This is a genomic window from Bacillus sp. FSL W8-0770, from assembly GCF_038008705.1.
GTDB classification, from domain to species: Bacteria; Bacillota; Bacilli; order Bacillales; family Bacillaceae_G; genus Bacillus_A; species Bacillus_A cereus.
The window spans coordinates 1-24,213 of sequence record NZ_JBBOZR010000002.1 but is presented as its reverse complement, the minus strand read 5'-3'; the positions used below and the strand labels follow the sequence as shown (position 1 = coordinate 24,213).

Below are 24,213 nucleotides of genomic sequence, written 5' to 3'. Positions count from 1 at the left end.
ATGTGAGTTAATACTATTACTTTGCTCTTCTAGTGAAAAATTTCAATAAAGCTTTACATGAAAATACAGGTTGGTATCTATAAAATGATTCATATTGCCACTGATCATTATTGGAAAGTTTAAGAGCTTTACATTTGGTTTGATTATCATTGAAATCGTTCTTTTTATTCATATATTCTTCTCCATGTAATGCAAGTATTATAATTGAAAGTTAAATTTTAATACTTGCTGAATATGTCTAACACTAGCATGTGATTTTAGTATTAATTATTATTTTTAAGGGGAAATTTCATTTATAATTAGCTTATTGGCCCTGAATTTCGAAGATAGAATCAATTTCCACTGTGATATTCATGGGTAGCTGATTCACTCCAATTGCCGTTCGGGCATGTTGACCTTCCACTCCAAAGATATCATGTAATAATTTTGAAGCAGCATTAATAACAATATGTTGTTGATTGAATTCAATTTCACAATTCACAAAGGCTTGTAGTTTCACTACATTTACAATACGGTCTAAATCACCAATATACTCTTTGACTGCTGCCAGTGTATTAATAATACAAATTCTTGCTGCTTCTTGTGCTTCTTCTAAGGTTCTTTCTCCACCGACTTTTCCTGTATAAGCGGGTGTACCATCTATAAATGGAGCTTGTCCTGAAACAAAAAGGGAATTCCCTAATTGTTTGACAGGTACGTATAATGCTTTAGCAGGCGAAGTATTAGTTAATATAATACCTAGTTCTTCCATTCTTTGTTCTATTTTCATGTTCTAGCCTCCTTTTTATTAAATTTGAATCTCACCAATGGCATATACAACTGCTGTTCCCGCAATCTTTACTCTGTCTCCCTCATGTTTACAATATAATGTTCCGCCTCGGTCAGACAGCTGCCTTGCTACCATTTCATCTTTACCAAGACGTTGTGCCCAAAATGGGATGAAACTACAATGCGCTGAACCGCAAACTGGATCTTCATTTACATTTAGTTTTGGAAAAAAAACTCTGGAAACAAAATCATATTTAGCACTTCTGGCAGTAACTGATACGGCTAATCCTTCTGTTAGCTCCTTCATTTTCGCAAAATCAGGAGTTAGATTTTGAACATCCTCTTCATTTTCTAATATGAAGATCAAATCTCTACCTAAGTAGCTTTCAATAGGGTTTATTCCAATGGCTTTAACCATCTCATCTGTTAATGTAATCTTTTCAGGCATTCTGCTTGGGAAATCCATCTCATAAAGATTACCGTTCTTGGATACAACAAGTTTTCCGCTCTTTGTTAGAAATATAATTTCCTCAATACCTTTTTCATAATAATTTGCAATAACGTATGCTGCTGCTAAAGTTGCATGGCCACATAGATCAATTTCTCCTCCAGGAGTAAACCATCTTAGTTGATAGCACTCCCCTTCTTTTACAGTATAAGCTGTTTCAGACAGATTATTTTCTATCGCAATTTTTTGCATCATCTCATCTGAAATCCAATCTTCCATGATACAAATTGCTGCAGGGTTTCCTTCAAATATGTTTTCTGCAAATGCGTCTACTACATAATATTTCATTACATATACCTCCATAGTGTCCCATTGTGTATTAAGATCAAATGATTATGATGTTTTTATCTCAACATCGGAACACCTTTAGGTGCCTCAGTATGTTCCGAAAGTACGTTCCTTATTTCTTGAGATAAAGGAATTGATTTTTGTGATTGAAAATTAAAATGAACTAAAATAACTTTTCCTCTTGCAATCCAATTTTGATTTTCATCTTGTATAACATGTTCAACTTGAAAACTTGCATTACCAATTTTGCTAATCCATGTAGAAACAACTAATTTTTGACCATAAACCACCTCACGAATAAAGTCACATTGAGTCGAAGCAACAATTAAATTCCAAGATTCTATTTTTAGACTCGGGTTAAAAATTTTAAAGAGGTCATTTCTTGCTTCTTCAAAATACGTAAAATAATTTGAGTTGTTTACATGTCCTAAAGAATCACATTCACTAAAACGTACAATAGTATCGTGTTTAAACATAATATCTCCCCTTTTAAGCGTGATAATATTGCAATCTCTGACTACCTAAAAAATTATTTGATCAAAATTAAATATTTGCATGAATCTTAAAAATCACGTATATTGCCTCTATACTATAAGTCTCGTTTAATTCACATTACTTAATGGGTTATAAATATAAATCGCTTTTGTGCGAGATAATTAAATTATCATCACATATGGGTATCATTTTAAGTAAAGACGTTTAACCTAATACTTATTAATAGAGCTATTACCTCCTTTCGCATTTTAAATTTTATTTTAAAAATCCCTTGAACTACTTGTATGTTATATCGGAACCCTATATAACACGCAACCGCCTTCTATAACACTGAAAGGAGATTTAATATGCATTTTGAAATTCAACGCAATAGTGAAATTTCACTTTCCAGCCAAATATATCTATCTATTGTGGATCATATACGTTCTGGTTTTCTACAAGAAGGAACACAATTACCTTCTATACGCACACTTACAAAACAATTGAAGGTGAGTCTAGTAACAGTAGCAAAAGCATATAAGAAACTCGAGGAAGATGGCTTCGTTACTTCTATTCAAGGGAAAGGGTCTTTTGTTAATCCCGAAAGAAAAGAAGTTGTTAATCGACAACCAAAAGTTTCACCTTATAATTGGCAGCTCTCAATTCAGGATTACTTACCTAGATCTCAATTTTCTCGTTTTCATCAAGTTCCAGAAATGATTCAATTATCATCTTCAATGATTGATCCCAGGTTATTTCCTAACCGCTTTTTAGAACAAGAAGTTCAAAAAATATTTGTTCATAATCCAAGGATCTTATCCCAGTATGCAGAAGTTCAAGGAGATCTTGAACTAAGACATGCAATGGCTGCATATTTAAAAAGAACTGATATTACTACGGATCCAGATAATATATTAGTTACAAATGGCTCTCAGCAAGGAATCGGTCTAATTGCTCGAACATTTATCGGGCCTGATGATGTGGTTATTATGGAGGCTCCTACTTATCCAGGAGCAATCGATGTTTTTCGTGGGAGAGGTGCTATAGTCCTTACCGTTCCAATTGATAAAGATGGCATGAGGATAGATATTCTTCAGAGTTTATGCGATAAATATAAACCAAAGGTTATATATACAGTCCCTACTTTTCATAATCCAACAGGTGTTATCACAACTGCCAAAAGGCGTAGACAGATTCTTGATATAGCCCAAAGTAGCAATAGCATAATTATAGAAGATGATCCATGGAATGAAATTTACTATAGTAAAAAACCACCGATTCCTATAAAAAGCTTAGATGATTCCGGGCATGTTATTTATTTAAAAGGATTAAGTAAAACATTTGCACCTGGTTGCAGAATTGGGGTTTTAGTTGCTTCTGGTTCCATATTTAATCGATTGTTAGCAGCAAAAGCTAACGCAGATTTGGGTAGTCCTTTACTCACTCAGAAGATGATTTTACCGTTTATTAAATCAGAGAAATCAATGGAGCATATAAAAAAGTTACGAACTGCTTTGAAATTACGAAGAGATCTAGTTTTAGATTTATTATCAAAGTATGCTCCTTCTGAAGTTTCATGGTACACTCCTGAAGGAGGATTAAATCTTTGGATTAGTCTTCCTGAGTGGGTAGATACAAATTCTATTCTTTTAGAAGCACAAAAGAAAAAAGTGACATTTTTGCCTGGTTCAGCTTGTTATCCTGTAGAATTAGAAACTCATCATATGAGATTAAGTTTTTCTTATATGAGTGAACAAGAATTAAAAGAGGGTGTTAAAGTTTTATGTCATATATTCCATTCGGTTATTTCATCGAAGACAACTCATGACAATTCACCATTCTTTTAATTACAGTATGGTGCCAAATGATTAGTAGTTCAAAAAATCTATTCAATCTTATAAATATAACAATAGGACTGCCTCATTTAAAAACATATAACCTTATCAAAAAACAACTTGTAGCTAGACTACAAGTTGTTTTTTGATAGTAATAAGATTAAGGGTTAGATGTTAAATAATTTAAACTGAAAAATCAAGATTTTATACATATGTTGGTTGGTATAACTAATAGAAAAGTTTAGCGATAATTAAATAGACAGTGTTGTATTAAGACAAAATCCATTTAGATACTTGTATGTTACATTGGAACCATATATAACACTCCCCCCCATTTATAACACTGAAAGGAAATTCAAAATGTATATAATGATGCTACTCATAAGACCCATACATTACGGATAATTACATCTATAAATTCAGATTTTTAAATTCCGAACTCTCTCTTTTTATTTACTTTTCCTCCGTATATTACAGAATTTTTATGATATTAAAATCCAGGTGTTATAATCAAATAGTGACTGTTATATATACATACCTATTATCATATTCCTTGTAACTGGAGGATTGTTCATTAATCTGTATATAGCACTTTCATCAGACCGAACCGTTCGGTCTGAAATAATTATAGGATGTGTATAAAATATGAAATTTCAAGTTGTTTTATTTGATGGGTTTGATTTAATGGATGCACTTGCTCCTTATGATGTCTTTCACGTTGCAGCAGCTCTTTCTCCAGAAGAAGTAATAGTGGAGTTAGTAACTCTTGAAGGGAAAAGATTAGTTAAAAGTGGAGTAAATGGCGTAAGAATCGAAGCCACAGGCATACTCGATCCAACCGCTGAAGATGTAATTTTAATTCCAGGTAGTGCTGGCGAATCCTACGATGATGGACCAAATTCAGTTGTAAATAGGTTAAAAAAGCTTCTGAGACAGAGTTGAAAACTATACTACACCAAGCAGCACACAACCCTAATATTACTTTATATACAGTATGCGTAGGTGCTAACCTTTTAGGCATGATTGGACTACTAAATGGTCGGTATGCTAGTACACATTTTATGGGGATGGGTGCTTTACCTAAAATGGGAGCTACACCAGTGCATGCTCGTATCGTAGATGATGGAGATTTAGTATCTAATAGTAGTTAGCCACACGGAACAATCTGAATTTATTCTGAAATCTCGATACAATGTAGCAGCTGCAGCTTGTAACATCACTTTGCCCACCGTCAGCAGTAAAGAACATTTCGTATCAATCACCCAAAACAACATGTTGGATGTTTTTATCCATATCAAACATGCTGTAGATAACACCTTGAGGCATTACTCGTTTACCATACCAATCTCGTTCCAATAGATACGGATTCTTAGGGAAAACCTCATGTATTTCCTGCTTACGTTGTTCTGATAATATCGGATTATCATTAGGAGTCCAATGAGTCCAACGTGTGTTTTGAACGTCGAATACTTCCGATATAACAGGATGGTTAGGAGCAGGAGAGTTTAGTCTGCTAAATGATAACGGTCCTGAGCAGCGAATGTACGACGGAAGTACTCTTGGATCATACCCATGTTTAATAAGTTGATTTCACAAAAGACTACACTACCGAGTGACATACCCGTTATAGCGCCGACACTGTTACTTTTGCCGCCGTCTTTATAAAAAAGTCTCTTTATGCCTCGCGGCGTGTGTATCTCTAAATGAGATCCGAGCTCGTTATGTTTTATAACCGCTAAATCTCCGAATATATGAGCTAATCCACTTCCGTCTCCATCAATAAAAAGTCGTTGCGCCTGTTCTTGATTGTACGCAACGACTAAATGGTTTTCATCTCTTGAATTAGTTAAATAACGAGCATATCTGAAGTGCCCGGCAGTTGTCTTACCGGAACGTGGCGTTATGTGCCTTCATTAACTTCTAGCGTGTAATTGAAAGGGGCTCTAATTACTTGTAATTGTTTATCACTGAAGTTGATTTTAGGCATAGCACCACCTCCTTTTATACTAATTCGACTTTATAACCTTTTATCGAATTGTAATATCTCTTGCTAACTTGTTCAAATCTCCATTATGAAGTGCAAGACTCATTTCTTCTCCTCCTTATCTTTCCCTTAACAACAAACAAGACGCCACCCAGATCACGGCAGCGCCTACGATAATTGCTATACACATGTTTGTTCTATCTACATGGTAAAATAAAACACCCATAATTGACACATCATAAGATTAGTAACCATATTTTCTGTTCGTTAATTATTATGTTTATAGGCCTAGATTGTGCACATCTATATTCAGTGAGCGCATACCCTATTACATGAATACTACTTTAGGAGTGATTATATTATGAATCCTTTAACGATGAGGATTGTTGTAGCCCCAGCTTCATCTTGGCAACATTTACCTCAATACCCTTCATATGGTCAATATGGTATGCAACCTGGGCACATTCCCTTTACTCCTACAATTCCGCCTTCTCCCGTAATATACCAGTATCATTATCATTTCCCGACATTGTATTTCCAAGAGTTTCACGGTACATTTAACATCTAATCTAAATAGAAAAATATCCGTTATCTAATTTGTTGAATTCATGTTATACCTAAAACAGTATTTAAATACGTTTAATGTGTAATTTCTATATAACAAAGAAAAAAGCACCCGTTATGGATGCTTTTTTAGATAGCTTTGTATAAGTCGATAATGGACTTTGAATATTTTGATACCCAATGCTTATTAGAATCTTTTGTACTGCTTAAGAAGAACTCTTTCCCATTATCAAACTTTACTTTTAATTGATGTTCATTATATTCATACAGTTTCTTAGTTAGAGACTTAGACAATACTTTTCGGTAGATAACATCGTCATTGACGACATACATATTTCTTATGTATTAATAATTTAGACCCGTATATTCGCAAGTTTGCCAGTCCGTTATTTTGGACATTCTCACCATAGATATTTTGTAGCATCCCGACCTATCCATTACCATATGATTTCTCACTTAGGTTTTGTTCAGCCGACTTCACCTAGCTTCATACAATTTGCGACTACTATCACGCTTTGCATGTAGGAGTATCAGATAAGTAGTTTCAGCTCAACTTGACGGCTTTCATTCCTACTTTCAGTCAATCAGTTATTGTTATCAAATTGATAACCCTCCTATTTCGTGTTTACACACTTATAAGGAAACGTGTCGCGCAAAGGATTATTTTGTTCAAATTTTTGATAGATGTTAATATTTTCTATAAAAGAGGTCTACTAATGAAAAATTCCTGGAAGAAAGTTTCTTTAATTGCTTTCATAGTAATTGTCATTTTAATAATTTTATATTTTGGCGGTATGTCACTTTTTTGGAACCAGCCCTGAATAAAACTCAATATTCCGTCAATACTGTAGACACATGGTTATCTTTCTCCTTGTTCCCTCTTGGAGTACCGAGCAGTTAGCCTTTGCTAGCTGCTCTTTGTTTTTCTTCCTGTCTCTTTAAAAACACTTTCGCTTTCGTAATTGCCTCTGCCCTTGTTTGACCTTCAGCTATACCTTTTAATCCAGTGTCGTCCTTAATGCACAACATCTTCTTGCCATTATCCATAACAACTTCAACATGCGAATAATAAGCACTGTGTAATGTATCGTCTTCAAGAAGAAAACTCATAAATTCCGCACCGACTTTACCTGTAAACTCTTTAACCTTCCTCATATCCATTCCTCCTTGAATAAATCCCTAAACCTTGTCCATACTATAAATGCACTTGAGTTCTGAACTTCCTTCTTAATGCTTTTCTGGAGAGCAGTTAGCTTTTGCTAGCTGCTCTTTATTTGTACAAGGTACTCAATTAACTGACGCACATATAATATCCTGAGTTTCTTTCTTTATAAAATAGTCGTTATAAGATGAGTCTCGTCACGAGAGCACTTTATTAAGTGTTCTTTTTTGGTTTTAAAATAAAACAAAATGAGATTTTTGTTTAGTTTTCTTTCATGCATATTATTTTGATATTTGTTTATAATATAGTTGTAACTTTTTGTTACAACATATATCTGTATCTAGTTGTACTTCTAAAATTGTACGACAAAGCAGTTAGCTACTTCAGCTTGCTGCTTTGTTGTGCCAAATAGCGTTTTGGTTTAAAAAAATGCCCTTACCCATTTGGACACATTTACCAGTATTTTTACCAAAAAATTCATGATATGGTTATTTAGTCGAGTACGTCATTACTTGACAATTACCCTTAGAAGCCCCGTGAATAAACGGGGTTTCTTTTTTTAACATTCGAGTTTCAATATATATATGTAAAAATAATCAGTTAAATGTTAAAATTCCATAGATACTCTTTAGGGAGTTTTCATGTAATTAAACAAGAGTTTAAAAATTCTCGAATCTTAGCCCCCTGGAGCGCCCTTCAAGGGGGCTAAACCATTTAAAATAACGATTTTATCTAAATCCATTCACTAATCTCATACTTTGACATACAATAATAGTGCCTTTCTATATAATGTGAGCTCGTCACTGTCGTTATAATGAGGTATAAGGAGCGCTCTCAATTTGCGCTCTTTAATTTTAAAATCTTTTCACATTTAAACTGGACAAGCATATATTATTGTATCTCCTCTTTTCTTTCATAGAATGTTACATTTGTTGAGAGAACATTCCCCTTCGGATGTTGTCTTTTTTTATGCATCCAAATAAGAAGTTTGTTAAACAATTTAATAAAATTCAATATTCCGTCAATAATAATCACAATACAATCTGTTTCTTACCCAGGTTGTAATTCACAACAGAGAGCAGTTATTAAAAAAAGCTGCTCTTTTTATTTTTGTTACATAAACCTAGAATTTTGGCCTATATTATACTCAACCATGTAATTTTGTACTCCTAAATTCATGGGTGTAATTTCTCATTGCAGTTAGCTTTTGCTAACTGCTCTTTTGTATTAAGTTAAAAATAAGTTTTAGGTCTTATTCCTTTTCTACAACATATACTTTTAACCTAACCGTCCAGCTCAAAGTGTTACCTCCTATCTTAAAGAGCACTTATGCATGTTGCTCTTTTTCATTTTATTTTTTTCATTTCTGCATAACATTTTCTACCCTGTTCATATTATTTTTGTAATTTAAAGTTACAAACTATTTCTGTAAGCGCAGCGTTTCTTTTGTACAACAAGCAGTTAGTTTTGTTAACTAGCTGCTTTGTTGTGTAAAAGAAAGATTTTGTTTTAAAACTGAACCTATCTAAAAAACATACATATAATATCTTGGGTATCCTTTTTCAATATTAGTTTTAGTCAGAGAGCACTATCAAAAGTGCTCTTTTAATGTATTGCAATGTATCACGTTTTCCATACAATAAACATAGAATGCAATGGGCACGCAAGACATAGTTTCTATATAAAAACTGCACATATACTAGAAACATACATACAATACTCATGATCATTTCAGAATTAGCCATTGAGCACCTTTTACGGTGCTCTTTATCGTTTTCCGACAGAAGACTCCTTCCTCAAAAATGTGAAGGTGTCAAACACCAATTTTAGGTGGGAGATGAATGTCGGTTGGCATAAGCCAACATGTTTGCTATCATTTACTTGTACAGATTGCTCTTCGAAAACTGAAGATATGAGGTTGGTTGCAGAAAAACGTTGCAACCGTAAAATCTTCAACGTTCTATCGCCCCATGCTTGCCGAAGTTGCGAAAACCAGGCCTAAAGTAGGGAGTGTGGTGCGTCAACGTACAAGATACTTATGTTCTCACCGTAGGGACTACGGGTAGAGCCTGCTAAGATAACCGGTGGATACATCGGTGTTCGCAGGAATCTCCCACTTCAAAAAGTCCGTAAGGACGTTAAGTGGTGAGTAGTTCAATTGTTACTAAATAAGAAGTTTGTTTAAAATTCATTAACCTTATTGATTCCTTTGCATACATTACAATCACAAGGAATTCTACAGGTTTCCCTAGGCCAGTTACCTTGTATTCCTTGCACACCTTAAGGGAAGAATCCGTTTATAACAAACGGGTTCTTTTATTTTGGGTTATAAAATAACTATTTTGTCCAGTTTTCTAAAATCTCTAAATTCTCATAGATATTACCTTTTACATGATTCAGATTTACTTCGCTCCACAGCAATTCAGCATGATCCACTCCATTACAAATCCACCAAGCACCTTCCTTCTGCTTAACTACTCCTGTAAATCCATGTTTTTCTGATATACGATCATAAAACTCTTGATATACAATGGCCCCTTCGAATATTTCCGTTTCGTACGCATCTTTTTGTCCTGTATATTGGAGTAGTTCTACATCTTCAAACTTCCTTCCCCAATACAAATTTGTTTTTTGATCTTTAATATGAACTACACCAGCATCAAAATTTATATTTAATACGTCACACATGATTTGTTTTCGTTTATCCCACGCTTGTATGTTGAAATCCATTTGAAACATTGCTTTTTGGAATACAATTGCTATTATAATCGCAATTTATTTTCTACAAACTGATTGGGTTGCAACCCAAATTGCGGCTTTATTCCGCAGTCCTTAACAAATTGTTAAGGACCTTTTTTATTTGTCCTTTAGTTGCAAAAAAATAAAGTTTTCATTCTGGGGGTATCTTAAATGGAAATTTTGTTTTTTTAGCACCGAAGTTTACTTTTATCGTTTTGGAGGCGTTTATTTTTCTTAAGTTGATGGGTATGGGTCCCACCATCATTTTAACGAAAATATACACTAAGTAAATTTCGACATAAAAAAGCCGATTATTCCCACGTTAAGGAACTATCGACTTTAATTTATTTAAATTATAAGTTTCTGTACATTCATGAGTAAGTAGATGGTTCCCAATTATTAAGATTGATAGTAAGGCAATAAATACAGAAGTAAGATCCTTGCCACTAAACCAACTCAAAAATCCCATATCTTCATCACGGTTGTTCCCTGCTTATTCATAATTAAACTTTTTATTAATAATCCAATAATTCGTTACGAAGAGTGTGAATAAAATCAAAAAAACAGTTAGTAGCATATTGCTTATTGCGCTTGAATTTACTAATCCCGTAACTAGCGTTTCCATTGCATGTTTACTCATACTGGCTGGATTAATCTGATTCATTATTGGACTCAAACCGACGATTAATCTACAACCTAAAAGGAAAACAATTGAAATTAACGCAATAATACCTTGACTGTAAAAAATAGCACTTATCATTGTTGTGAAAGATACGATAAAAAGAACCCAAATTAGATAAAATATTAATCCAGTAATCATGTGTAAAAATGGAACAGCAGTAAAAAAATAATTTACATATAGATAAGAGGTAAAGTATCCAATTGTTACACTAAAAGCTACCATTAAATAATTAGATACTATTTTCCCACCTATATATGAAGTAACAGTAACGGGCCTTGTTAAAATAAAGGCCAACATACCGTTTGCTTTATCTGTTTGAATGACACCCATCATAGAAATTACCAGAATCATAATTCCAAGCTGATCAAACTGCGATCCCAAAGTACTCGCTAGTACTTCGCCTCCTTTTTGTGCTGCCATACTCGAATCAATGGTAATACCCTGACCGCCACCTAATGCTTCTAGAATTGATGGCAAGTAATGAGTTACTACTGGCTGTGTTGCCCCTAAAAATATAAAAACAACTGGTAGCCAAATCACCTTAAAATCACGTGACATTTGAACACATTCTTTTTTTATCAATACCATTAAGTTATTCATTTTTGCACCACCAATTTCAAGAAAATTTCTTCTAAAGTATCGTTGCTCACTTCAAACTTAATGATGTCCACTTTATGTTCGAGTGCATTTTGTAGCAATAAATTTTTGTTTACTTCGATACTTTCAACCCTCACTTTAACTTTAAGCCCAATCACTTCTACGTCCTTCACATACGGTAATTTTTTAACAACGTCAATCCATTTTTGATCTTTAGCTGTGATTTCAATAATTAATTTATTTTCACTATTACGTTGTAAAAGCTCAGTAATCGTTGTATCTTCTATTTTTGTTCCATCTTTTATAATGACAAATCGTTCACAGATTTCTTCTGCATCGCTTAATATATGGGTTGATAATAAAATGGTTGTATCTTTTTTTATTTCTTCAATCAGATTCAATACTTCCCGTCGGCCGATTGGATCTAATGCGGATACCGGTTCATCCATGACAATTAGCGAAGGTTTATGCAATAATGCTTGTGCAATACCAAGTCGTTGTTTCATTCCACCAGAAAATGTACCAACCTTTGAGTTTTCTTCGCCCCTTAGTCCAACTTTCTCCAAAATTTTTGGAATTGACTTTGACAATTCCTCTTTTTTCAATCCCGAAAGTTGCCCCATAAACGTAAGGGTTTCTCTCGCTGTCATCCAATGAAAAAAATTAGGATATTGCGGTAGGTAACCAATTTCTCTTTTCATTTTTGATATTTTTATCCCATTCAACAAAACTTCACCAGCATTCGGATTAATAATATCCGAAATCACTTTTATTAATGTGGATTTACCTGCTCCATTCGGCCCAATTAATCCGACGCATTCCCCCGATTGCAGTTCCATCGTGAAATTATTGACAGCAATTTTCCCTTTAAATGATTTTGTTACATTTCTAATTTCTAATTTCATAATTTCTCACTGTCCTTTCTCCCTATAACAAAGTACAGAATAGGTCCCAATACATTAACAAAAAGAATAATTAGCGTCCATACAAGTACATTTTTTCTTGTTTTCCTATGTCGGTATAAATCAATTAGTGCAATGAAAACTAATAGTGCCCCCACTGCAATAATCGGCAATACAATGGGGAGAAAAGCCATAATATCAATGTCTTTAAGGTCATTCAATCCATAATGTAGTTGCATTTTCACCATTCCTTCCCAAGTTCGTTATCATTATTAATAATGATAAAACAAGAGCTGATACATTGCAATCATTATTCTCATTATTTATAATGAGAATAAAAATAAACAATAAATAAGGTGATATAGTGAGTAATAAAGTTGAAGTTTTAATGCATCCCGTAAGAATGAAAATTTGCCAAGTACTTATGAGAAATAAGGAAGATGGGTTAACACCATTAGAAATGGTAAAAATCATTGAAAATGTACCACAAGCAACTCTATATAGACATCTACAAACCATGGTTGATTCTGGTATTGTCCATGTGATTAAAGAAAAAAAAGTGAAATCTGTTTCTGAAAAATATTACGCAATAAATGAAGAAGATGCAAAAATTGAAGGAAGTGAATGGAAGGGATTATCTAATAAGGAAAAGTTAAACTACATTTCCTATTACCAGTTATCACTTATGACACAATATCAAAGTTATCTTAAGAAATTAGATGAACAAAACAGCCAAGAAGATAATGCTTCTTTTTCTGTAGTGGAATTAAAGTTAGATGAGGAACACTTTATAAATTTTCAAAATGAACTTAATGAATTAATGACTAAATACTACCATGCCCAAAGTAAGGGCAACGCAATAGAGGATCCAGTTCGGACCATCGCTATTACAATTATTCCAGAAGCTTAAACTAGTTCGATATAAAAAATACAGGCTGATGATTCTTTAGCGTAGGAAAAATCGGCTTTTTTTATGTCGAAATTTACTTAACGTATGTTTTTCGCTTTTTTTGGTAGGACCCCATGCCCATCAACTTAAGGAGTGTAAACACCCCCAAAACAAAAAATGAGCTGACTTCTCAAAATAACTAACTGTAGAGAAAGAGAATTTTCATTTAGGGGGTACTTTTATGCTAAAAAAAGGCTTATAAAGTTGGTAGCTCAAAAATTAAATTAGGATACTCCGTAAGTATATGCTAGACTTGGTTTACCATTTGATTTACTGTTTTCATGTCCTTTACGAGTCGGGGTTCTTTGTTTCACGGAAAAAAAGCAGACTCTTATAAAAGAGCCTGCCTCCCCTGGTTTGTAAAATTAAGAAGCTTTACGTACGTTTGAAGCTTGAGGTCCACGTTGACCTTGCTCCAAATCAAAAGTCACTGCTTGACCTTCTTCTAAAGTTTTGTAACCTTCGCCTTGAATCGCTGAGAAATGAACGAATACATCGTCTCCACCTTCACGTTCGATGAATCCGAAGCCTTTTTCGCCATTAAACCATTTTACATTACCTTTTTCCATTTGTATTGCCTCCTAGTGTGTAAACACACACAATGTAATACTATCCTTGCTCTCAGTGATCATAAAGGTGAAAAGTTACAAATCCTTTACACCGAACAAAAATAATTCATTTTAACAATAACATTTTTTGTAATAAATGTAAAGGTGAAGAAAAGACAGCTACTATGTTTATGCAAATGTTAGAGCTAAAGAAAAACACGTTTCATAAAATAATGACGGAATATGAGGAAATAAAGTAGGATCTCTCTTATTAGAAATCCTACTTTTTCTTTGGTTGTAAGAATCTTGATGTTTTTGTATCAGAATAGTATTGTGTATATCGAACAAAATAAAAGACAACTCCAATTAAGAGTTGTCTTTTTGTGTAATAAAATCCCTAAAATATGGAAATATACAAACGAATATAATACGCTATGGTTGATATTATAACAAAACCGATGAGTATTGAAAATAAAAAGAATGTAGTAATGATTTTTTAAGGTTTTAGTTAAAAAAGCCTCGAAAATAAACCTTTTATAAATGTTTCCTTTAAATATGATTATTGTATTTCGAGGGGTTCCTTATAAATCTTAGCTATATATTTTACAAAATCAATGACGGGATAGTATATGAGTGAACGGTGCTGCGTAAAACGAATCCCTGCTTTTTCCATTTTCGAAATGAGTTGTTCAACTTCCATCTCTTTTTGTTGTATTCTATCATAATTTTGATATACAATGTTTTTCCATTGATAGGAAGAGCCGTGAAAATAACTCTCCCCTTTTACCCTGTGACTAAATATAATTTCTATTTTTTCTCTACGTTGTTTTTCCTTCATATGCGCTTCTGTTGACTGCATGTTTATCGCCTCTTCCCTTTTTTGTTGTATAACAAAATTTGGTCTAACTCACCATACATAGCCAATGTACATTGTTCTAGTTGGGATTTGTCATTTAAGGCTATCTCATCCACTTTATTTGGTTTTCAAGTGCTTAATCTAATATATTGGATTTACATCTAAATAAGTTGTTAATGTGTATAAAACACTATCTATCTTTATTATAAAATGATTCTTTATAAGCATGCACCTTTTTACACTCACGAAGATTTATAACATGACGAGTATCTTCATCCATGAATGTTATTCTGAATTTACTGAGGTTAGTTTCTTTATTTAGGCTAACTAACATATTGTATGCCTCAGTATCTATTTTATAAAAAAAAGAAAATAGATGTAACGGTCCCCCTTTTAATAAAAAAATCCTATAAAAATATAGCGCTCTTAAAAGGTTTTGTTACAAATTTATTATGTTTGACTTAAAAAAAGGAACGTAATATTTATTTGTAGAAAATTTTAAGAGTAAAAATAGAATGACTATCTGTGATAAGAAATGGGGGGACTTTTATGCTAACAAATGATTTAGATTTCCGATTAGAACCACGTTTAAAAGAACTGTATGAACAACATAAAATTAGAGCGCAGAAGATAGACTGGGGTTATCATGAGTTTTTACCATGGGATAAGGGAATGGACTTTAAAAGAGTTCCTTGGGATGAAAGTCAAGTTACTCTTCCTACTGGTGTAATTACAGCCATTGAAACAGCTTTATTAACAGAAGTGAATTTACCTTGGTTTACCACGTATTTATCTGCGACTTTTAAAGGGTCCCTCTCTGTTATTACAGACTTTATTCATACTTGGACATCAGAAGAGGATCAACATTCGAATCTATTGGAGACATATTTACTACTCACTCGAAGTGTGAATCCTAAACGAATACATGAATTAAGAAAGTCAGTCGTTGAGGGGGGATTTGAACCTGATTTTCATACACCAATCGAAGCTATGACGTATACGACGCTACAAGAACTTGCAACGATGGTGTTTTACAATAATGTTGCTAAGGTTGCAAGTAAGCATGATCCAGATCTTGCTACGTTATTACGTCGTCTTGCCAAAGATGAGACTCTTCATTATGCTTTTTATCGAGACGTCATTCGAACACATTTGGAATTAGAACCTAATTATTGCTATCATATTGCCAATGTAATTAAGAATTTTAAAATGCCAGGTGCCGTCATGCCTGATTTTGAAAATAGAATGGCTGTAATTGCAAAAGAAGCGAACTATGGACCACTACAATATTTTGATCAAGTACTTGATGTAGTGATTGAGTATTGGGGGTTAAAAGCCCTACGACCAATTGCACCTCTAGCTGAAAAAGCAAGAATTGAGATTTTGGATTACCACACAAGATTGAAAAAAATAAGGGATCGATTTGGTCGTTTTCAAGGGAAAAACTGATCTACGTTAATGAGTAGAGGTTTCAGAATATACGAGGGGAAATTCCCCTTCCCTTTATGGGAAATCTGACACACTCCCTATGTTTTTTGTGCTATTTTTATTCGATTTGATTTTTAAAGAAAAAGTAATTGACAGAAAAAATATTTTTATGATATTATAAAATATTTGATAAAAAAACACATATATGTTAAGGTTAAGAAGGTTACCATATATGGAGGTGGATTATATGTTTCAAATTGGCGATAACATTGTTTATCCAATGCACGGAGCAGGTATAATTGAAGCCATAGAAGAAAAAGAATTCTCAGGAAAAAAACAACAGTATTTTGTCATAAAAATGTCGATCAGTAATATGCAAGTCATGATTCCTACGGGTAAAATATTGAATTCGAATATACGCCCAGTTATTGATATACTTGCATTAAAGCACATTATACACATTTTTCACCATGAAGAATCCTGTAAATTACTGCCGTGGAAACAAAGGCATAAAGTGAACACGGACAAAATAAAAACGGGTGAAATACAAGAAGGTGCTGAAGTTGTACGGGATTTAATGCGTATGAAGAAAGAAAAAGCACTCAATACAAGCGAAAAAAAATTGTTGGATGATGCATATAGATTTTTGGTCAGTGAACTAGAATTAATTAAAGGAATCACTGAAAATCAAATAAAAAGTTTCTGTTAAGGTTCATTATAAATAATGCGTTATATCCTCTAAAAACATTCTAAATCTTTCGGGAATATGATGAGTATTAAAAGCAACTCATTTCAAAGACATTCGATTTCTTCAACTCACTTTTAGAGTAGGAACCTCTTTTGTTATTACTTCAATCTAATCCATTTTTATTTTTAAATTTCTTTTACGAACGTTCGAAGTTTCATTAAATAACTCGATCAAATAGTCACTTGAATTTTTGCAATCCTGATTCACACTGGCACGGACAAGGAGCCGTAAGGATGAAAGAGAGGTAGGGCTTTCATTGTTTTAGGTATATATCTAAGTCATTATTTCTAAAAGAAAAAACAATCAATCTCATCTCTATCTTTAAGAATTTTTACATTCACTGAGACAGTGAATAGTAATTGTTTATCTTCTTTTCATAAGAGAGATACGCGAGTTGGTAACATCTAAATATATGGTCAACGATACAAATTGATGGGATTTCTAGAACTAGAAACCATTTTTACAATTTATTTAACATAATAAGATTAAATGAAACAATAAGAAGGAGTGAAGATATGAAACGCATGCCAACGCAAGAATTAAGTAACGAGTTAAAGAAGCGGAAAGGGATTACTTCTATAAAGATTGAGCCTTATGAAAAAATTGAAGTTGGTGGAATTGTTGTAGATGGACCGGCTGTTATTTTAATCAATCAAGAATACCTGAAAATTGTTGAATGAAGAAAAGGATGATCCTTTACGAAAAGGGATGATCCTTTTTGTTTGCTGCAACTTTTATTTGATGTGTTGGGATTAAAAGGAAGGAAAGGGTCGGAATTATCATAATGGAAAGCTTAATATTGGTAGGGTTTCTTTTTACGTTATATAAATTAGTTGATAAAAAAACAAACTAATTTACATAACGTTATATTATTTCCTTTTTAAGGGTGAGATTTATTTGATAGTGAAATGGATAATTTAAAGGAGGAATTTAGATGAATGCAAGGAAAGAACGCATAAAATACGAAAAGATGTCAAAAAATTATGACCGTATTTATTCAGTTTCGTTTATCCTATTAATTATACTTGTTTGTAGTAGTGTGATTATCATAGGAGCTACAGGAGGAAAATATGGAGTGTTTTTATTGTTAGCAATTTTACTTAACGCACGTATTACGAAAGAATCTCAAAAAAAGTATGAGCACTATTCTAATAAAGGCCGTATTTAAAATGATACATATCCAGAAACGAACAACCTAGATGTATATTCAAAATATCCCTTTATCATCTCCTATTAACTAGTAAAAGTAACTTTATATAAATCTTTTTTTTTAGCAATGTAGAAATAGAAACCGTACCCTATTAAAATGTTATTTCCGTCCATATAATGAATTATCCTTCTAGCATATTTATAAGATTTATATCATATATTAGTAGAAAGAATGCAAGTTAGAAAGGAGTCTTATAGAATGAGTTATTTGGAGGGAAATGACTTTAGTAAACAAAATATGGTAAGTGTGCCTAATCCCTATGTATATCAGACATTACAATCAGTAATTGGTAAACATGTGGTTATTGAAACTGTAAGAGGCAATATAAGAGGTAAATTAAAGGATGTGAAACCAGATCATTTGCTCATTGAAGATACGGCGCCATATATTGTACGCATTCAACAAATTGTATGGATTATGCCAAAGCAATAATCAAATTTTAAAAAAATTAATGTCATAGTCCACCAAGTAAAAACACAGGGTTTTATCTCTGTGTTTCTTCAAATTTCCGTTTTTGAATATATGCTTGAGCATGAATAAGTTCTTCCTGAAGCTCTTTTAATTCTTTTGTAGATTCGGATTCAATAGCCATGTAAGTAGTAACTAAACTAATCATCATATCCATCTTCTCTACTATATTTTGAATGACTTGTTCAGATTGCTCTTTTTGAGGGTGTTGTATTGCTATTAATACATTTTCTATATAATTGTTCTTTCTTTGCTGGATATCATAAATAAACTGTTTTGTGTTTGAGTTCATTTGTTTTCCCTCCGTTTTGGATATATCTTCATTCTATCATATTTGAATAGAAAATATTGAATGGGCCGTTCTTACTTGCAATATTCATCGGTTAAAGAGGTACAACCAAGATACGTGTAAAAATAGGCCATAGCCTTACTTTTTTTCCAACTATGACCTATTGAGCTTATAGGGGTAGCACCATACATCCATCAAGCTAAAGTTTTGAAGTACCCTCTAAATGAAATTTTTCTTTCTCTACATAACGTGACCTAATTGATACTACGAAATACAAAAACATCCTGCATGTTTGAACCATGCAGGATGTTTTCTAGTCTTTGTTTTTCATAATGTAAGAAACCAGACGAAGGATCTCTAGATATAACCATACTAATGTCATCATAAGTCCTACTGCGCTGTACCATTCCATATACTTTGGTGCTCCACTATGAGTACCATGTTCAATTGAATCAAAATCTAGTAATAAATCTAATGCAGCAACAACAATTACAATTGCACTTATGATAATACTAATTGTCCCACCTTGATGAATATATGGAACAGTCACCCCTAAGATGCTCAATAAGAAAACAATAAAATACATAATAAAAATTCCAAGTGTTGCAACCGTTACAACCGCACGAAACTTTTTAGTTACTTTTACTATTCGAGTTGCGTATAACACTAACATGGAAAATAAAATCGAAATTGTTAGTAATACGGCAGTTAAAGCGATAGAATCACCAAAGCGCATTGTATAATATGCTGAAATACTCCCTAATAAAACCCCTTGTAATATTGCGTAAATCGGTGCGCAAATTGGGGATATGCGCGGAACGAATATAACCACAAAAGCGACAATTAGAGTAACTATTATAATTCCAATTAACACGGGTATTTTCATTGTCTCTTGTGTCATCTGTACGTAGGAATAGACAGATGCTGCAAGAAGTAAGATAAGCAAAATGAATGTTTTTCCTATCGTTCCACCTATTGTCATCGTAGAAGCGCTTGTCTTCTTTTCATGGAATTTGTCTTTTTTTAACATTGGATTAGATGTTTTCATGCTTTCCTCCCAAAATATCTTTTACTTATAAAGTGATTTTTTATATCTCTAATTTCTTATTGATAATGCGACCTGTAATCGCTACGAGTACAATTATTAACAAGCAAGTAAAACATAGACCCAAAATAGTGAAATCTTCAATAGGGTAAAATGATGTATCAAAAAAATCATTCTTATCCATGAACCCAGAACTTTTAATAGTAACTGCATATTTCTCTAATTTACTTAACACATTCATTACTATTGTTTGTATTGTTGAAAAGATAGCAACGAAAATGATGAATAAAATTATTTTACTCATCCATGACTTCACTGGAAACAGCCTTATAATGGCTATGATAAAATAACAAGAAATAAGGATACTCATGAAATCGATTCCCCATAAAAGAAAAGCAAATATGTGTTGGAAGATTCCGTAACTATACAACTTGTGATATTCTTGTCGAAATTCTCCGGTTACTTCCCCACCATAAAGACTCGGATTATAACCAATTACTTTTCCATCATAAAGACTTTGTGAAAAATAATATGAAAAAATTAAGCCTATACCTAATAAAATAATAAACATTAATGTAAAAAATAATAAATTCGTATATATATATTTTTGGGTTGGGATGGCTGTATAACGAGTCATAGAATTTTTTAATATTTTATTGAAAGAAGGCAGCGCTATTAGAAGAAGTAAAAATGCAGCTATACCAATTATTATTAGGTATATGAGTAATACTAAATCCTTTATAAACGGAGGTAGTACCCTTGAGAGTCCTATCGTACTAAATAAAAGAAGTAAAGAAATAATAATAAAACCAGAATAAAAGACTGCTATTTTTTTTCTATTGCACTTATATAAATAGAGAAAAAGTGGGTTCATTGCTCAAACACCTCCCTAAACAATTCATGTACTGCTTTCCCGTGATGAAAACGAATTTCCTCTACGTTTTCATGTAATATAATAGTTCCGTCTTTTAAAAAGATTACTTCATCAAATATATTTTCGATTTCTTCTATTAAATGAGTTGAAATGAGAATGGTACAATCTTCTCGGTAAAATTTAAGAATTAAATCTAGTACATGTTTTCTAGAAACAAGATCAATTCCACCCAATGGCTCATCTAATATATATAACTTTGCTTTCCTGGAGAAAGTTAAGATAAGTTGTAATTTTTCCACTCCACCTTTTGATAAAGCAACTATATGCTCTTCTAATGGCATTTTAAACTCAGCTATTAAGTCCATTGCCTGATGAAAATCAAAGTCACTATAAAAATCCCGATAGAAAACTACAGCATCTTTTATCGTCATCCACTCGTCAAAAACAGGACTATCAGGCATAAATGAAACAGTTTTCTTTGTTTCTATTCCTACCTTCTGACCTTCAATTGTGATAGTTCCTTTAGAAGGATAACGCAAACCAGCAATCATTTTTAATAATGTCGTTTTTCCGCTACCATTATCACCAACAAGACCAATAATTTTCCCTTCAGAAATTGTTGCACTTAAATCTTGAAGCACTGTTTTTAAGTTATATCTTTTCCACAGATTTTCAATTTTTAATAACTCTGTCATTAGTTTTCCTTCCTTTTCTTTTCTAATGAAGAATGGAGGATTGGAAGAATTTCTTCTTTCGTAAATCCTAAATTGTCCATTCCATTTATAAAATTATCAAGCAACTCTGTTGCCATTTCTTTGCGTAGTTCAGTAATCTTTTCTCCTTCACTCGTTACAAATCTCCCTGTTCCTCTTCGTGTCACAGCAATACCTTCTCGTTCTAGCTCTTGAAATGTGCGTTGAATCGTATTGGGATTCACTTGTAATTCACTGGCTAGTTCACGTACAGCTGGGATTTTATCACCCGGTGCTAAACGACTTGTTACAATTTCCTTTTTTATGTATTCCATTACCTGAATATAAATCGGGATATTAGGAGAAAAATCAATTTCCATTTCTTCCCTCCTCAGTATTAGTGTACTAGATGAATAATACACTAATACTGATTGTGTGTAAATGGTAATTTTTCCAAACTATATATAATAAATAAAGGATGATATCTGAAAGAAATACGGCCAAAAACCAGTTCTTAAACTCATTACTAAAAACAAAATCCCATAACAAACATTAAATGTCGTTTATGGAAATTTGTTAACGTACGGTAAAACCCAGGTTTTTAACTTAAAAATTCCTTAACATACGAAGTTCGCGTTTAGTTGGCGCGACCTCATTATTAACTCGTCTATTAATTTAAATGTAGCTCTGTTAATCTCGAAATACACTTTCAACTTACCAACTATGAATTTTATTTTCATCTGCCTCACTCTCTTTTTTGATTTGATAAATCATTTTAGTTAATCGGACACGTAAATATAATTCTTAAGCTGTTCGACTGTTTTTTATGTAAAAGTAGCAATTGTTCATAACAACCAAAATAACAGTGTTTTGAATGTATCCTTTTTGGATATTTATTCGAAATATGAAGAAATGTTATAAACACAGTGATTGAAAGAAAGTAAACTTTTGGGTAAAAGTTTACTTTCTTTTTTATTGTATTATTATTGGCTAAGCAGTTTAGAGTTTCTTGTCCTATGTTCAAAAAGTTTAGACTTTCATGTCCCGTTATTGAGACATGAAAATGGATACTTTTTAGACACGAAAGTAGATACTTCTTGAATATCTTTCGTTACTAATATAAATTCCAAATGAATTTTCACTTCACATTTAATAAGGTTTTGCTGAAATGCAAAAAAAAGAGAGCAAAACTCTCTTTTCATTTAATCAATATTATTTTTAAAAATTTAAATAATAAAAAATAGCCAGTTAAAAGAGCGTGTTGTTATATATTTAGCTAAACACACTCTTACCAATATTTAAACCCTATATTAATTTCTTATTCCATTCATTTAACTTATTCATCCTTTTTTTTATTCGGTTATAAGCTTCAAATTCATAACCTTTTTCATTTAATCTTTTTATAATCTGTGAGCTGCTACCATCCTGCACTTGCATTCATACCAGATCCCATAAAATTAATAAATAATGGCCATAATAACGGCCATAACGTAAGAAGTATATTTAGAATTATAAGTATACTATATACCCCAGGGAAATTATGATTTTTACTACTTACCAATACTAAAATCAATAATAATATTATGGGTATTAAATATAAAAATATCATTATAAACCAATACCATGTCATTAAAGTAAGACTCAATGGTCCTAATATCTCGTGTACAACTCCGAATGATATTCCTAATGCTCCAAAACTAAAGGTTGTAATTATTGTTTTTAGAAGCACTTTAGCCAATTTTGAATCGTACGTTTTTCTACTATATAGACCTATCACAATATACAACGATAGATATGCCATTAATACACCTATCCAAATCAATAGCCAGTCTGCATCTAACATAAAGATGTCAAACAGCGCCCAACACACCCCTACTATTGAAAAAACAAGGGAAATAATTATATATTTTAAAACTGGTTTCATGTTCATTTCACGTCCTTTAAAAACTTAAGAATACATTATTAGCTTGTATTCTTCTTTTTCTATCGCTTTACTATAGTCTGTTGTATATTCAATAACAGTAATCCCTTTACTTCTAAGTAGATTTTTTTCCACGGTTTCGCATCAGTTGACAGTTTGAAAATTAATATTAATTTATTTTAATTAAATATATATTAACATTATATTAAGTATAAGTAAATAAAATTAATTTAAATTTAATATACTCCACTCATTTAATGGAGATTATTTATATGAACAATATTAATGTTGTTCAAAAAATTATGGCATTTCGAAAAGGTGCAGGATTAACTAGTAAACATTTAGCTGAAATAGCTGATACAACGCCTTCCATGTTAAGTAAGATTGAGCAATGGATCACGAATCCACCCTTACAAACACTAAAGTTAATTTCTGTAGCATTAAATATTCTTTTATTAAATTTTTTCTTGGAAAATACCAATACAGAAGAATTAGTTGTAAGAGCTAACCAAAGATAAAAATAACTTTCCCTGAAAGCGGTAATGTTTCGTATGAGTTATTATCTCCTAATTTAGATGGATCACTGGAATTGGCTTTAATCAATCAGCTACCTCAAACCGCTTCATCTATGGAGCCTGTGGCACATAAAGGTGAAGAAATAGCATTTATTATAAAAGGGCAC

Annotated in this window: 26 protein-coding genes and 3 pseudogenes; 12 read left to right on the top strand and 17 right to left on the bottom strand. The window is 32.5% G+C overall.

Annotation, left to right across the window (positions count from 1 at the left end):
- Positions 1–304: 304 nt before the first annotated feature.
- From NST27_RS26995 to NST27_RS26985, 3 genes are read right to left on the bottom strand one after another with little or no spacing between them, the layout of a single operon-like run.
- On the bottom strand, positions 305–769 hold the full coding sequence (locus NST27_RS26995; protein ID WP_000687853.1) for a RidA family protein: 465 nt from the start codon (positions 767–769) through the stop codon (positions 305–307).
- A gap of 18 nt (positions 770–787) precedes the next feature.
- Positions 788–1,564: a PhzF family phenazine biosynthesis protein gene (locus tag NST27_RS26990; RefSeq protein WP_000878690.1), complete on the bottom strand. Its 777-nt coding sequence runs from the start codon at positions 1,562–1,564 to the stop codon at positions 788–790.
- 56 nt (positions 1,565–1,620) lie between these two features.
- Complete coding sequence (locus tag NST27_RS26985; RefSeq protein WP_000472449.1) at positions 1,621–2,040, bottom strand: acyl-CoA thioesterase; 420 nt, start codon at positions 2,038–2,040, stop codon at positions 1,621–1,623.
- Positions 2,041–2,406: 366 nt separating this feature from the next.
- On the opposite strand from NST27_RS26985, the gene pdxR reads away from it, so the two are divergent.
- From pdxR to NST27_RS26970, 3 genes are all read left to right on the top strand, one after another.
- Positions 2,407–3,885: a MocR-like pyridoxine biosynthesis transcription factor PdxR gene (gene pdxR / locus NST27_RS26980; RefSeq protein WP_000545351.1), complete on the top strand. Its 1,479-nt coding sequence runs from the start codon at positions 2,407–2,409 to the stop codon at positions 3,883–3,885.
- 633 nt (positions 3,886–4,518) lie between these two features.
- Positions 4,519–4,815: a hypothetical protein gene (locus tag NST27_RS26975; protein ID WP_240525116.1), complete on the top strand. Its 297-nt coding sequence runs from the start codon at positions 4,519–4,521 to the stop codon at positions 4,813–4,815.
- Positions 4,812–5,024 carry a hypothetical protein gene (locus NST27_RS26970; RefSeq protein WP_227414894.1) on the top strand — a complete coding sequence of 71 codons (213 nt, stop codon included), beginning with the start codon at positions 4,812–4,814 and terminating at the stop codon, positions 5,022–5,024. The genes NST27_RS26975 and NST27_RS26970 overlap by 4 nt, the downstream gene beginning before the upstream one ends.
- On the opposite strand, the pseudogene NST27_RS29660 reads toward NST27_RS26970, so the two are convergent.
- Positions 5,014–5,860 (bottom strand): annotated as a pseudogene (locus tag NST27_RS29660) (PBSX family phage terminase large subunit); the annotation flags it as partial. The gene NST27_RS26970 and the pseudogene NST27_RS29660 overlap by 11 nt on opposite strands.
- 358 nt (positions 5,861–6,218) lie before the next feature.
- On the opposite strand from NST27_RS29660, the gene NST27_RS26965 reads away from it, so the two are divergent.
- Positions 6,219–6,425 (top strand): hypothetical protein, encoded by a 207-nt coding sequence (locus tag NST27_RS26965; protein WP_001068972.1) that lies wholly within the window; start codon positions 6,219–6,221, stop codon positions 6,423–6,425.
- 893 nt (positions 6,426–7,318) lie between these two features.
- Here NST27_RS26965 and NST27_RS26960 read toward each other — a convergent pair.
- The 5 genes from NST27_RS26960 to NST27_RS26940 form a co-directional block, all read right to left on the bottom strand.
- Entirely contained in the window at positions 7,319–7,582 is a 264-nt protein-coding gene (locus NST27_RS26960; protein WP_033689766.1) for a hypothetical protein, read from the bottom strand.
- Positions 7,583–9,920: 2,338 nt separating this feature from the next.
- Entirely contained in the window at positions 9,921–10,313 is a 393-nt protein-coding gene (locus tag NST27_RS26955; protein WP_000347052.1) for a YopX family protein, read from the bottom strand.
- 502 nt (positions 10,314–10,815) lie between these two features.
- The gene (locus tag NST27_RS26950) at positions 10,816–11,604 is read right to left on the bottom strand and encodes an ABC transporter permease (RefSeq protein WP_001061468.1); all 789 of its coding nucleotides are present in this window, start codon (positions 11,602–11,604) and stop codon (positions 10,816–10,818) included.
- Positions 11,601–12,506 carry an ABC transporter ATP-binding protein gene (locus NST27_RS26945; protein WP_000764127.1) on the bottom strand — a complete coding sequence of 302 codons (906 nt, stop codon included), beginning with the start codon at positions 12,504–12,506 and terminating at the stop codon, positions 11,601–11,603. Before NST27_RS26945 ends, NST27_RS26950 begins: the two co-directional genes overlap by 4 nt.
- Complete coding sequence (locus tag NST27_RS26940; protein WP_001175966.1) at positions 12,503–12,742, bottom strand: PLD nuclease N-terminal domain-containing protein; 240 nt, start codon at positions 12,740–12,742, stop codon at positions 12,503–12,505. The genes NST27_RS26945 and NST27_RS26940 overlap by 4 nt, the downstream gene beginning before the upstream one ends.
- Positions 12,743–12,867: 125 nt before the next feature.
- On the opposite strand from NST27_RS26940, the gene NST27_RS26935 reads away from it, so the two are divergent.
- On the top strand, positions 12,868–13,413 hold the full coding sequence (locus NST27_RS26935) for a transcriptional regulator (protein ID WP_000066861.1): 546 nt from the start codon (positions 12,868–12,870) through the stop codon (positions 13,411–13,413).
- Between the two features lie 404 nt (positions 13,414–13,817).
- Here NST27_RS26935 and NST27_RS26930 read toward each other — a convergent pair whose 3' ends face one another.
- On the bottom strand, positions 13,818–14,021 hold the full coding sequence (locus NST27_RS26930; protein WP_000410775.1) for a cold-shock protein: 204 nt from the start codon (positions 14,019–14,021) through the stop codon (positions 13,818–13,820).
- A gap of 131 nt (positions 14,022–14,152) precedes the next feature.
- Here NST27_RS26930 and NST27_RS26925 point away from each other — a divergent pair.
- Positions 14,153–14,260 (top strand): annotated as a pseudogene (locus NST27_RS26925) (integrase); the annotation flags it as partial.
- Between the two features lie 299 nt (positions 14,261–14,559).
- On the opposite strand, the gene NST27_RS26920 reads toward NST27_RS26925, so the two are convergent.
- A complete protein-coding gene (locus NST27_RS26920) occupies positions 14,560–14,859 on the bottom strand; it encodes a hypothetical protein (protein WP_001191996.1) in 300 nt (99 codons plus the stop codon).
- Positions 14,860–15,405: 546 nt separating this feature from the next.
- Here NST27_RS26920 and NST27_RS26915 point away from each other — a divergent pair.
- From NST27_RS26915 to NST27_RS26895, 5 genes are all read left to right on the top strand, one after another.
- Complete coding sequence (locus NST27_RS26915; protein ID WP_000957108.1) at positions 15,406–16,305, top strand: acyl-ACP desaturase; 900 nt, start codon at positions 15,406–15,408, stop codon at positions 16,303–16,305.
- Positions 16,306–16,531: 226 nt separating this feature from the next.
- Entirely contained in the window at positions 16,532–16,993 is a 462-nt protein-coding gene (locus NST27_RS26910) for a CarD family transcriptional regulator (protein WP_000486305.1), read from the top strand.
- A gap of 554 nt (positions 16,994–17,547) precedes the next feature.
- A complete protein-coding gene (locus NST27_RS26905) occupies positions 17,548–17,712 on the top strand; it encodes a BC1881 family protein (protein WP_000827566.1) in 165 nt (54 codons plus the stop codon).
- 254 nt (positions 17,713–17,966) lie between these two features.
- Entirely contained in the window at positions 17,967–18,200 is a 234-nt protein-coding gene (locus tag NST27_RS26900; protein ID WP_000993974.1) for a hypothetical protein, read from the top strand.
- Between the two features lie 240 nt (positions 18,201–18,440).
- Positions 18,441–18,674, top strand: coding sequence for a YuzF family protein (locus NST27_RS26895; protein WP_000120817.1), 234 nt, complete (start codon positions 18,441–18,443; stop codon positions 18,672–18,674).
- A gap of 52 nt (positions 18,675–18,726) precedes the next feature.
- Here the strand turns inward: NST27_RS26895 and NST27_RS26890 are convergent, their stop codons facing one another.
- The 6 genes from NST27_RS26890 to NST27_RS26865 form a co-directional block, all read right to left on the bottom strand.
- Complete coding sequence (locus tag NST27_RS26890; RefSeq protein WP_001087724.1) at positions 18,727–19,002, bottom strand: hypothetical protein; 276 nt, start codon at positions 19,000–19,002, stop codon at positions 18,727–18,729.
- 310 nt (positions 19,003–19,312) lie between these two features.
- The gene (locus tag NST27_RS26885; RefSeq protein WP_000858314.1) at positions 19,313–20,047 is read right to left on the bottom strand and encodes a Bax inhibitor-1/YccA family protein; all 735 of its coding nucleotides are present in this window, start codon (positions 20,045–20,047) and stop codon (positions 19,313–19,315) included.
- Positions 20,048–20,087: 40 nt separating this feature from the next.
- On the bottom strand, positions 20,088–20,918 hold the full coding sequence (locus tag NST27_RS26880) for a hypothetical protein (protein WP_001068584.1): 831 nt from the start codon (positions 20,916–20,918) through the stop codon (positions 20,088–20,090).
- Positions 20,915–21,613, bottom strand: coding sequence for an ABC transporter ATP-binding protein (locus tag NST27_RS26875; RefSeq protein WP_000137759.1), 699 nt, complete (start codon positions 21,611–21,613; stop codon positions 20,915–20,917). Before NST27_RS26875 ends, NST27_RS26880 begins: the two co-directional genes overlap by 4 nt.
- Positions 21,613–21,990, bottom strand: coding sequence for a GntR family transcriptional regulator (locus NST27_RS26870; RefSeq protein WP_000401821.1), 378 nt, complete (start codon positions 21,988–21,990; stop codon positions 21,613–21,615). The genes NST27_RS26875 and NST27_RS26870 overlap by 1 nt, the downstream gene beginning before the upstream one ends.
- A gap of 1,037 nt (positions 21,991–23,027) precedes the next feature.
- Positions 23,028–23,534: a DUF3902 family protein gene (locus NST27_RS26865; protein WP_000805760.1), complete on the bottom strand. Its 507-nt coding sequence runs from the start codon at positions 23,532–23,534 to the stop codon at positions 23,028–23,030.
- 269 nt (positions 23,535–23,803) lie between these two features.
- Between NST27_RS26865 and NST27_RS26860 the strand changes: the two are divergent.
- Positions 23,804–24,213, top strand: a pseudogene (locus NST27_RS26860) (helix-turn-helix domain-containing protein); the annotation flags it as partial.

Bases quoted from the DNA above. Each gene is read 5' to 3' on its own strand.
- pdxR (WP_000545351.1), top strand. From the start codon at position 2,407: ATGCATTTTGAAATTCAACGCAATAGTGAAATTTCACTTTCCAGCCAA.
- NST27_RS26875 (WP_000137759.1), bottom strand. From the start codon at position 21,613: ATGACAGAGTTATTAAAAATTGAAAATCTGTGGAAAAGATATAACTTA.
- NST27_RS26930 (WP_000410775.1), bottom strand. From the start codon at position 14,021: ATGGAAAAAGGTAATGTAAAATGGTTTAATGGCGAAAAAGGCTTCGGA.
- NST27_RS26900 (WP_000993974.1), top strand. From the start codon at position 17,967: ATGAATGCAAGGAAAGAACGCATAAAATACGAAAAGATGTCAAAAAAT.
- NST27_RS26985 (WP_000472449.1), bottom strand. From the start codon at position 2,040: ATGTTTAAACACGATACTATTGTACGTTTTAGTGAATGTGATTCTTTA.
- NST27_RS26865 (WP_000805760.1), bottom strand. From the start codon at position 23,534: ATGAAACCAGTTTTAAAATATATAATTATTTCCCTTGTTTTTTCAATA.
- NST27_RS26915 (WP_000957108.1), top strand. From the start codon at position 15,406: ATGCTAACAAATGATTTAGATTTCCGATTAGAACCACGTTTAAAAGAA.
- NST27_RS26975 (WP_240525116.1), top strand. From the start codon at position 4,519: ATGAAATTTCAAGTTGTTTTATTTGATGGGTTTGATTTAATGGATGCA.
- NST27_RS26950 (WP_001061468.1), bottom strand. From the start codon at position 11,604: ATGAATAACTTAATGGTATTGATAAAAAAAGAATGTGTTCAAATGTCA.
- NST27_RS26965 (WP_001068972.1), top strand. From the start codon at position 6,219: ATGAATCCTTTAACGATGAGGATTGTTGTAGCCCCAGCTTCATCTTGG.
- NST27_RS26890 (WP_001087724.1), bottom strand. From the start codon at position 19,002: ATGAACTCAAACACAAAACAGTTTATTTATGATATCCAGCAAAGAAAG.
- NST27_RS26960 (WP_033689766.1), bottom strand. From the start codon at position 7,582: ATGGATATGAGGAAGGTTAAAGAGTTTACAGGTAAAGTCGGTGCGGAA.
- NST27_RS26910 (WP_000486305.1), top strand. From the start codon at position 16,532: ATGTTTCAAATTGGCGATAACATTGTTTATCCAATGCACGGAGCAGGT.
- NST27_RS26920 (WP_001191996.1), bottom strand. From the start codon at position 14,859: ATGCAGTCAACAGAAGCGCATATGAAGGAAAAACAACGTAGAGAAAAA.
- NST27_RS26905 (WP_000827566.1), top strand. From the start codon at position 17,548: ATGAAACGCATGCCAACGCAAGAATTAAGTAACGAGTTAAAGAAGCGG.
- NST27_RS26895 (WP_000120817.1), top strand. From the start codon at position 18,441: ATGAGTTATTTGGAGGGAAATGACTTTAGTAAACAAAATATGGTAAGT.
- NST27_RS26995 (WP_000687853.1), bottom strand. From the start codon at position 769: ATGAAAATAGAACAAAGAATGGAAGAACTAGGTATTATATTAACTAAT.
- NST27_RS26885 (WP_000858314.1), bottom strand. From the start codon at position 20,047: ATGAAAACATCTAATCCAATGTTAAAAAAAGACAAATTCCATGAAAAG.
- NST27_RS26945 (WP_000764127.1), bottom strand. From the start codon at position 12,506: ATGAAATTAGAAATTAGAAATGTAACAAAATCATTTAAAGGGAAAATT.
- NST27_RS26940 (WP_001175966.1), bottom strand. From the start codon at position 12,742: ATGCAACTACATTATGGATTGAATGACCTTAAAGACATTGATATTATG.
- NST27_RS26990 (WP_000878690.1), bottom strand. From the start codon at position 1,564: ATGAAATATTATGTAGTAGACGCATTTGCAGAAAACATATTTGAAGGA.
- NST27_RS26955 (WP_000347052.1), bottom strand. From the start codon at position 10,313: ATGGATTTCAACATACAAGCGTGGGATAAACGAAAACAAATCATGTGT.
- NST27_RS26870 (WP_000401821.1), bottom strand. From the start codon at position 21,990: ATGGAAATTGATTTTTCTCCTAATATCCCGATTTATATTCAGGTAATG.
- NST27_RS26880 (WP_001068584.1), bottom strand. From the start codon at position 20,918: ATGAACCCACTTTTTCTCTATTTATATAAGTGCAATAGAAAAAAAATA.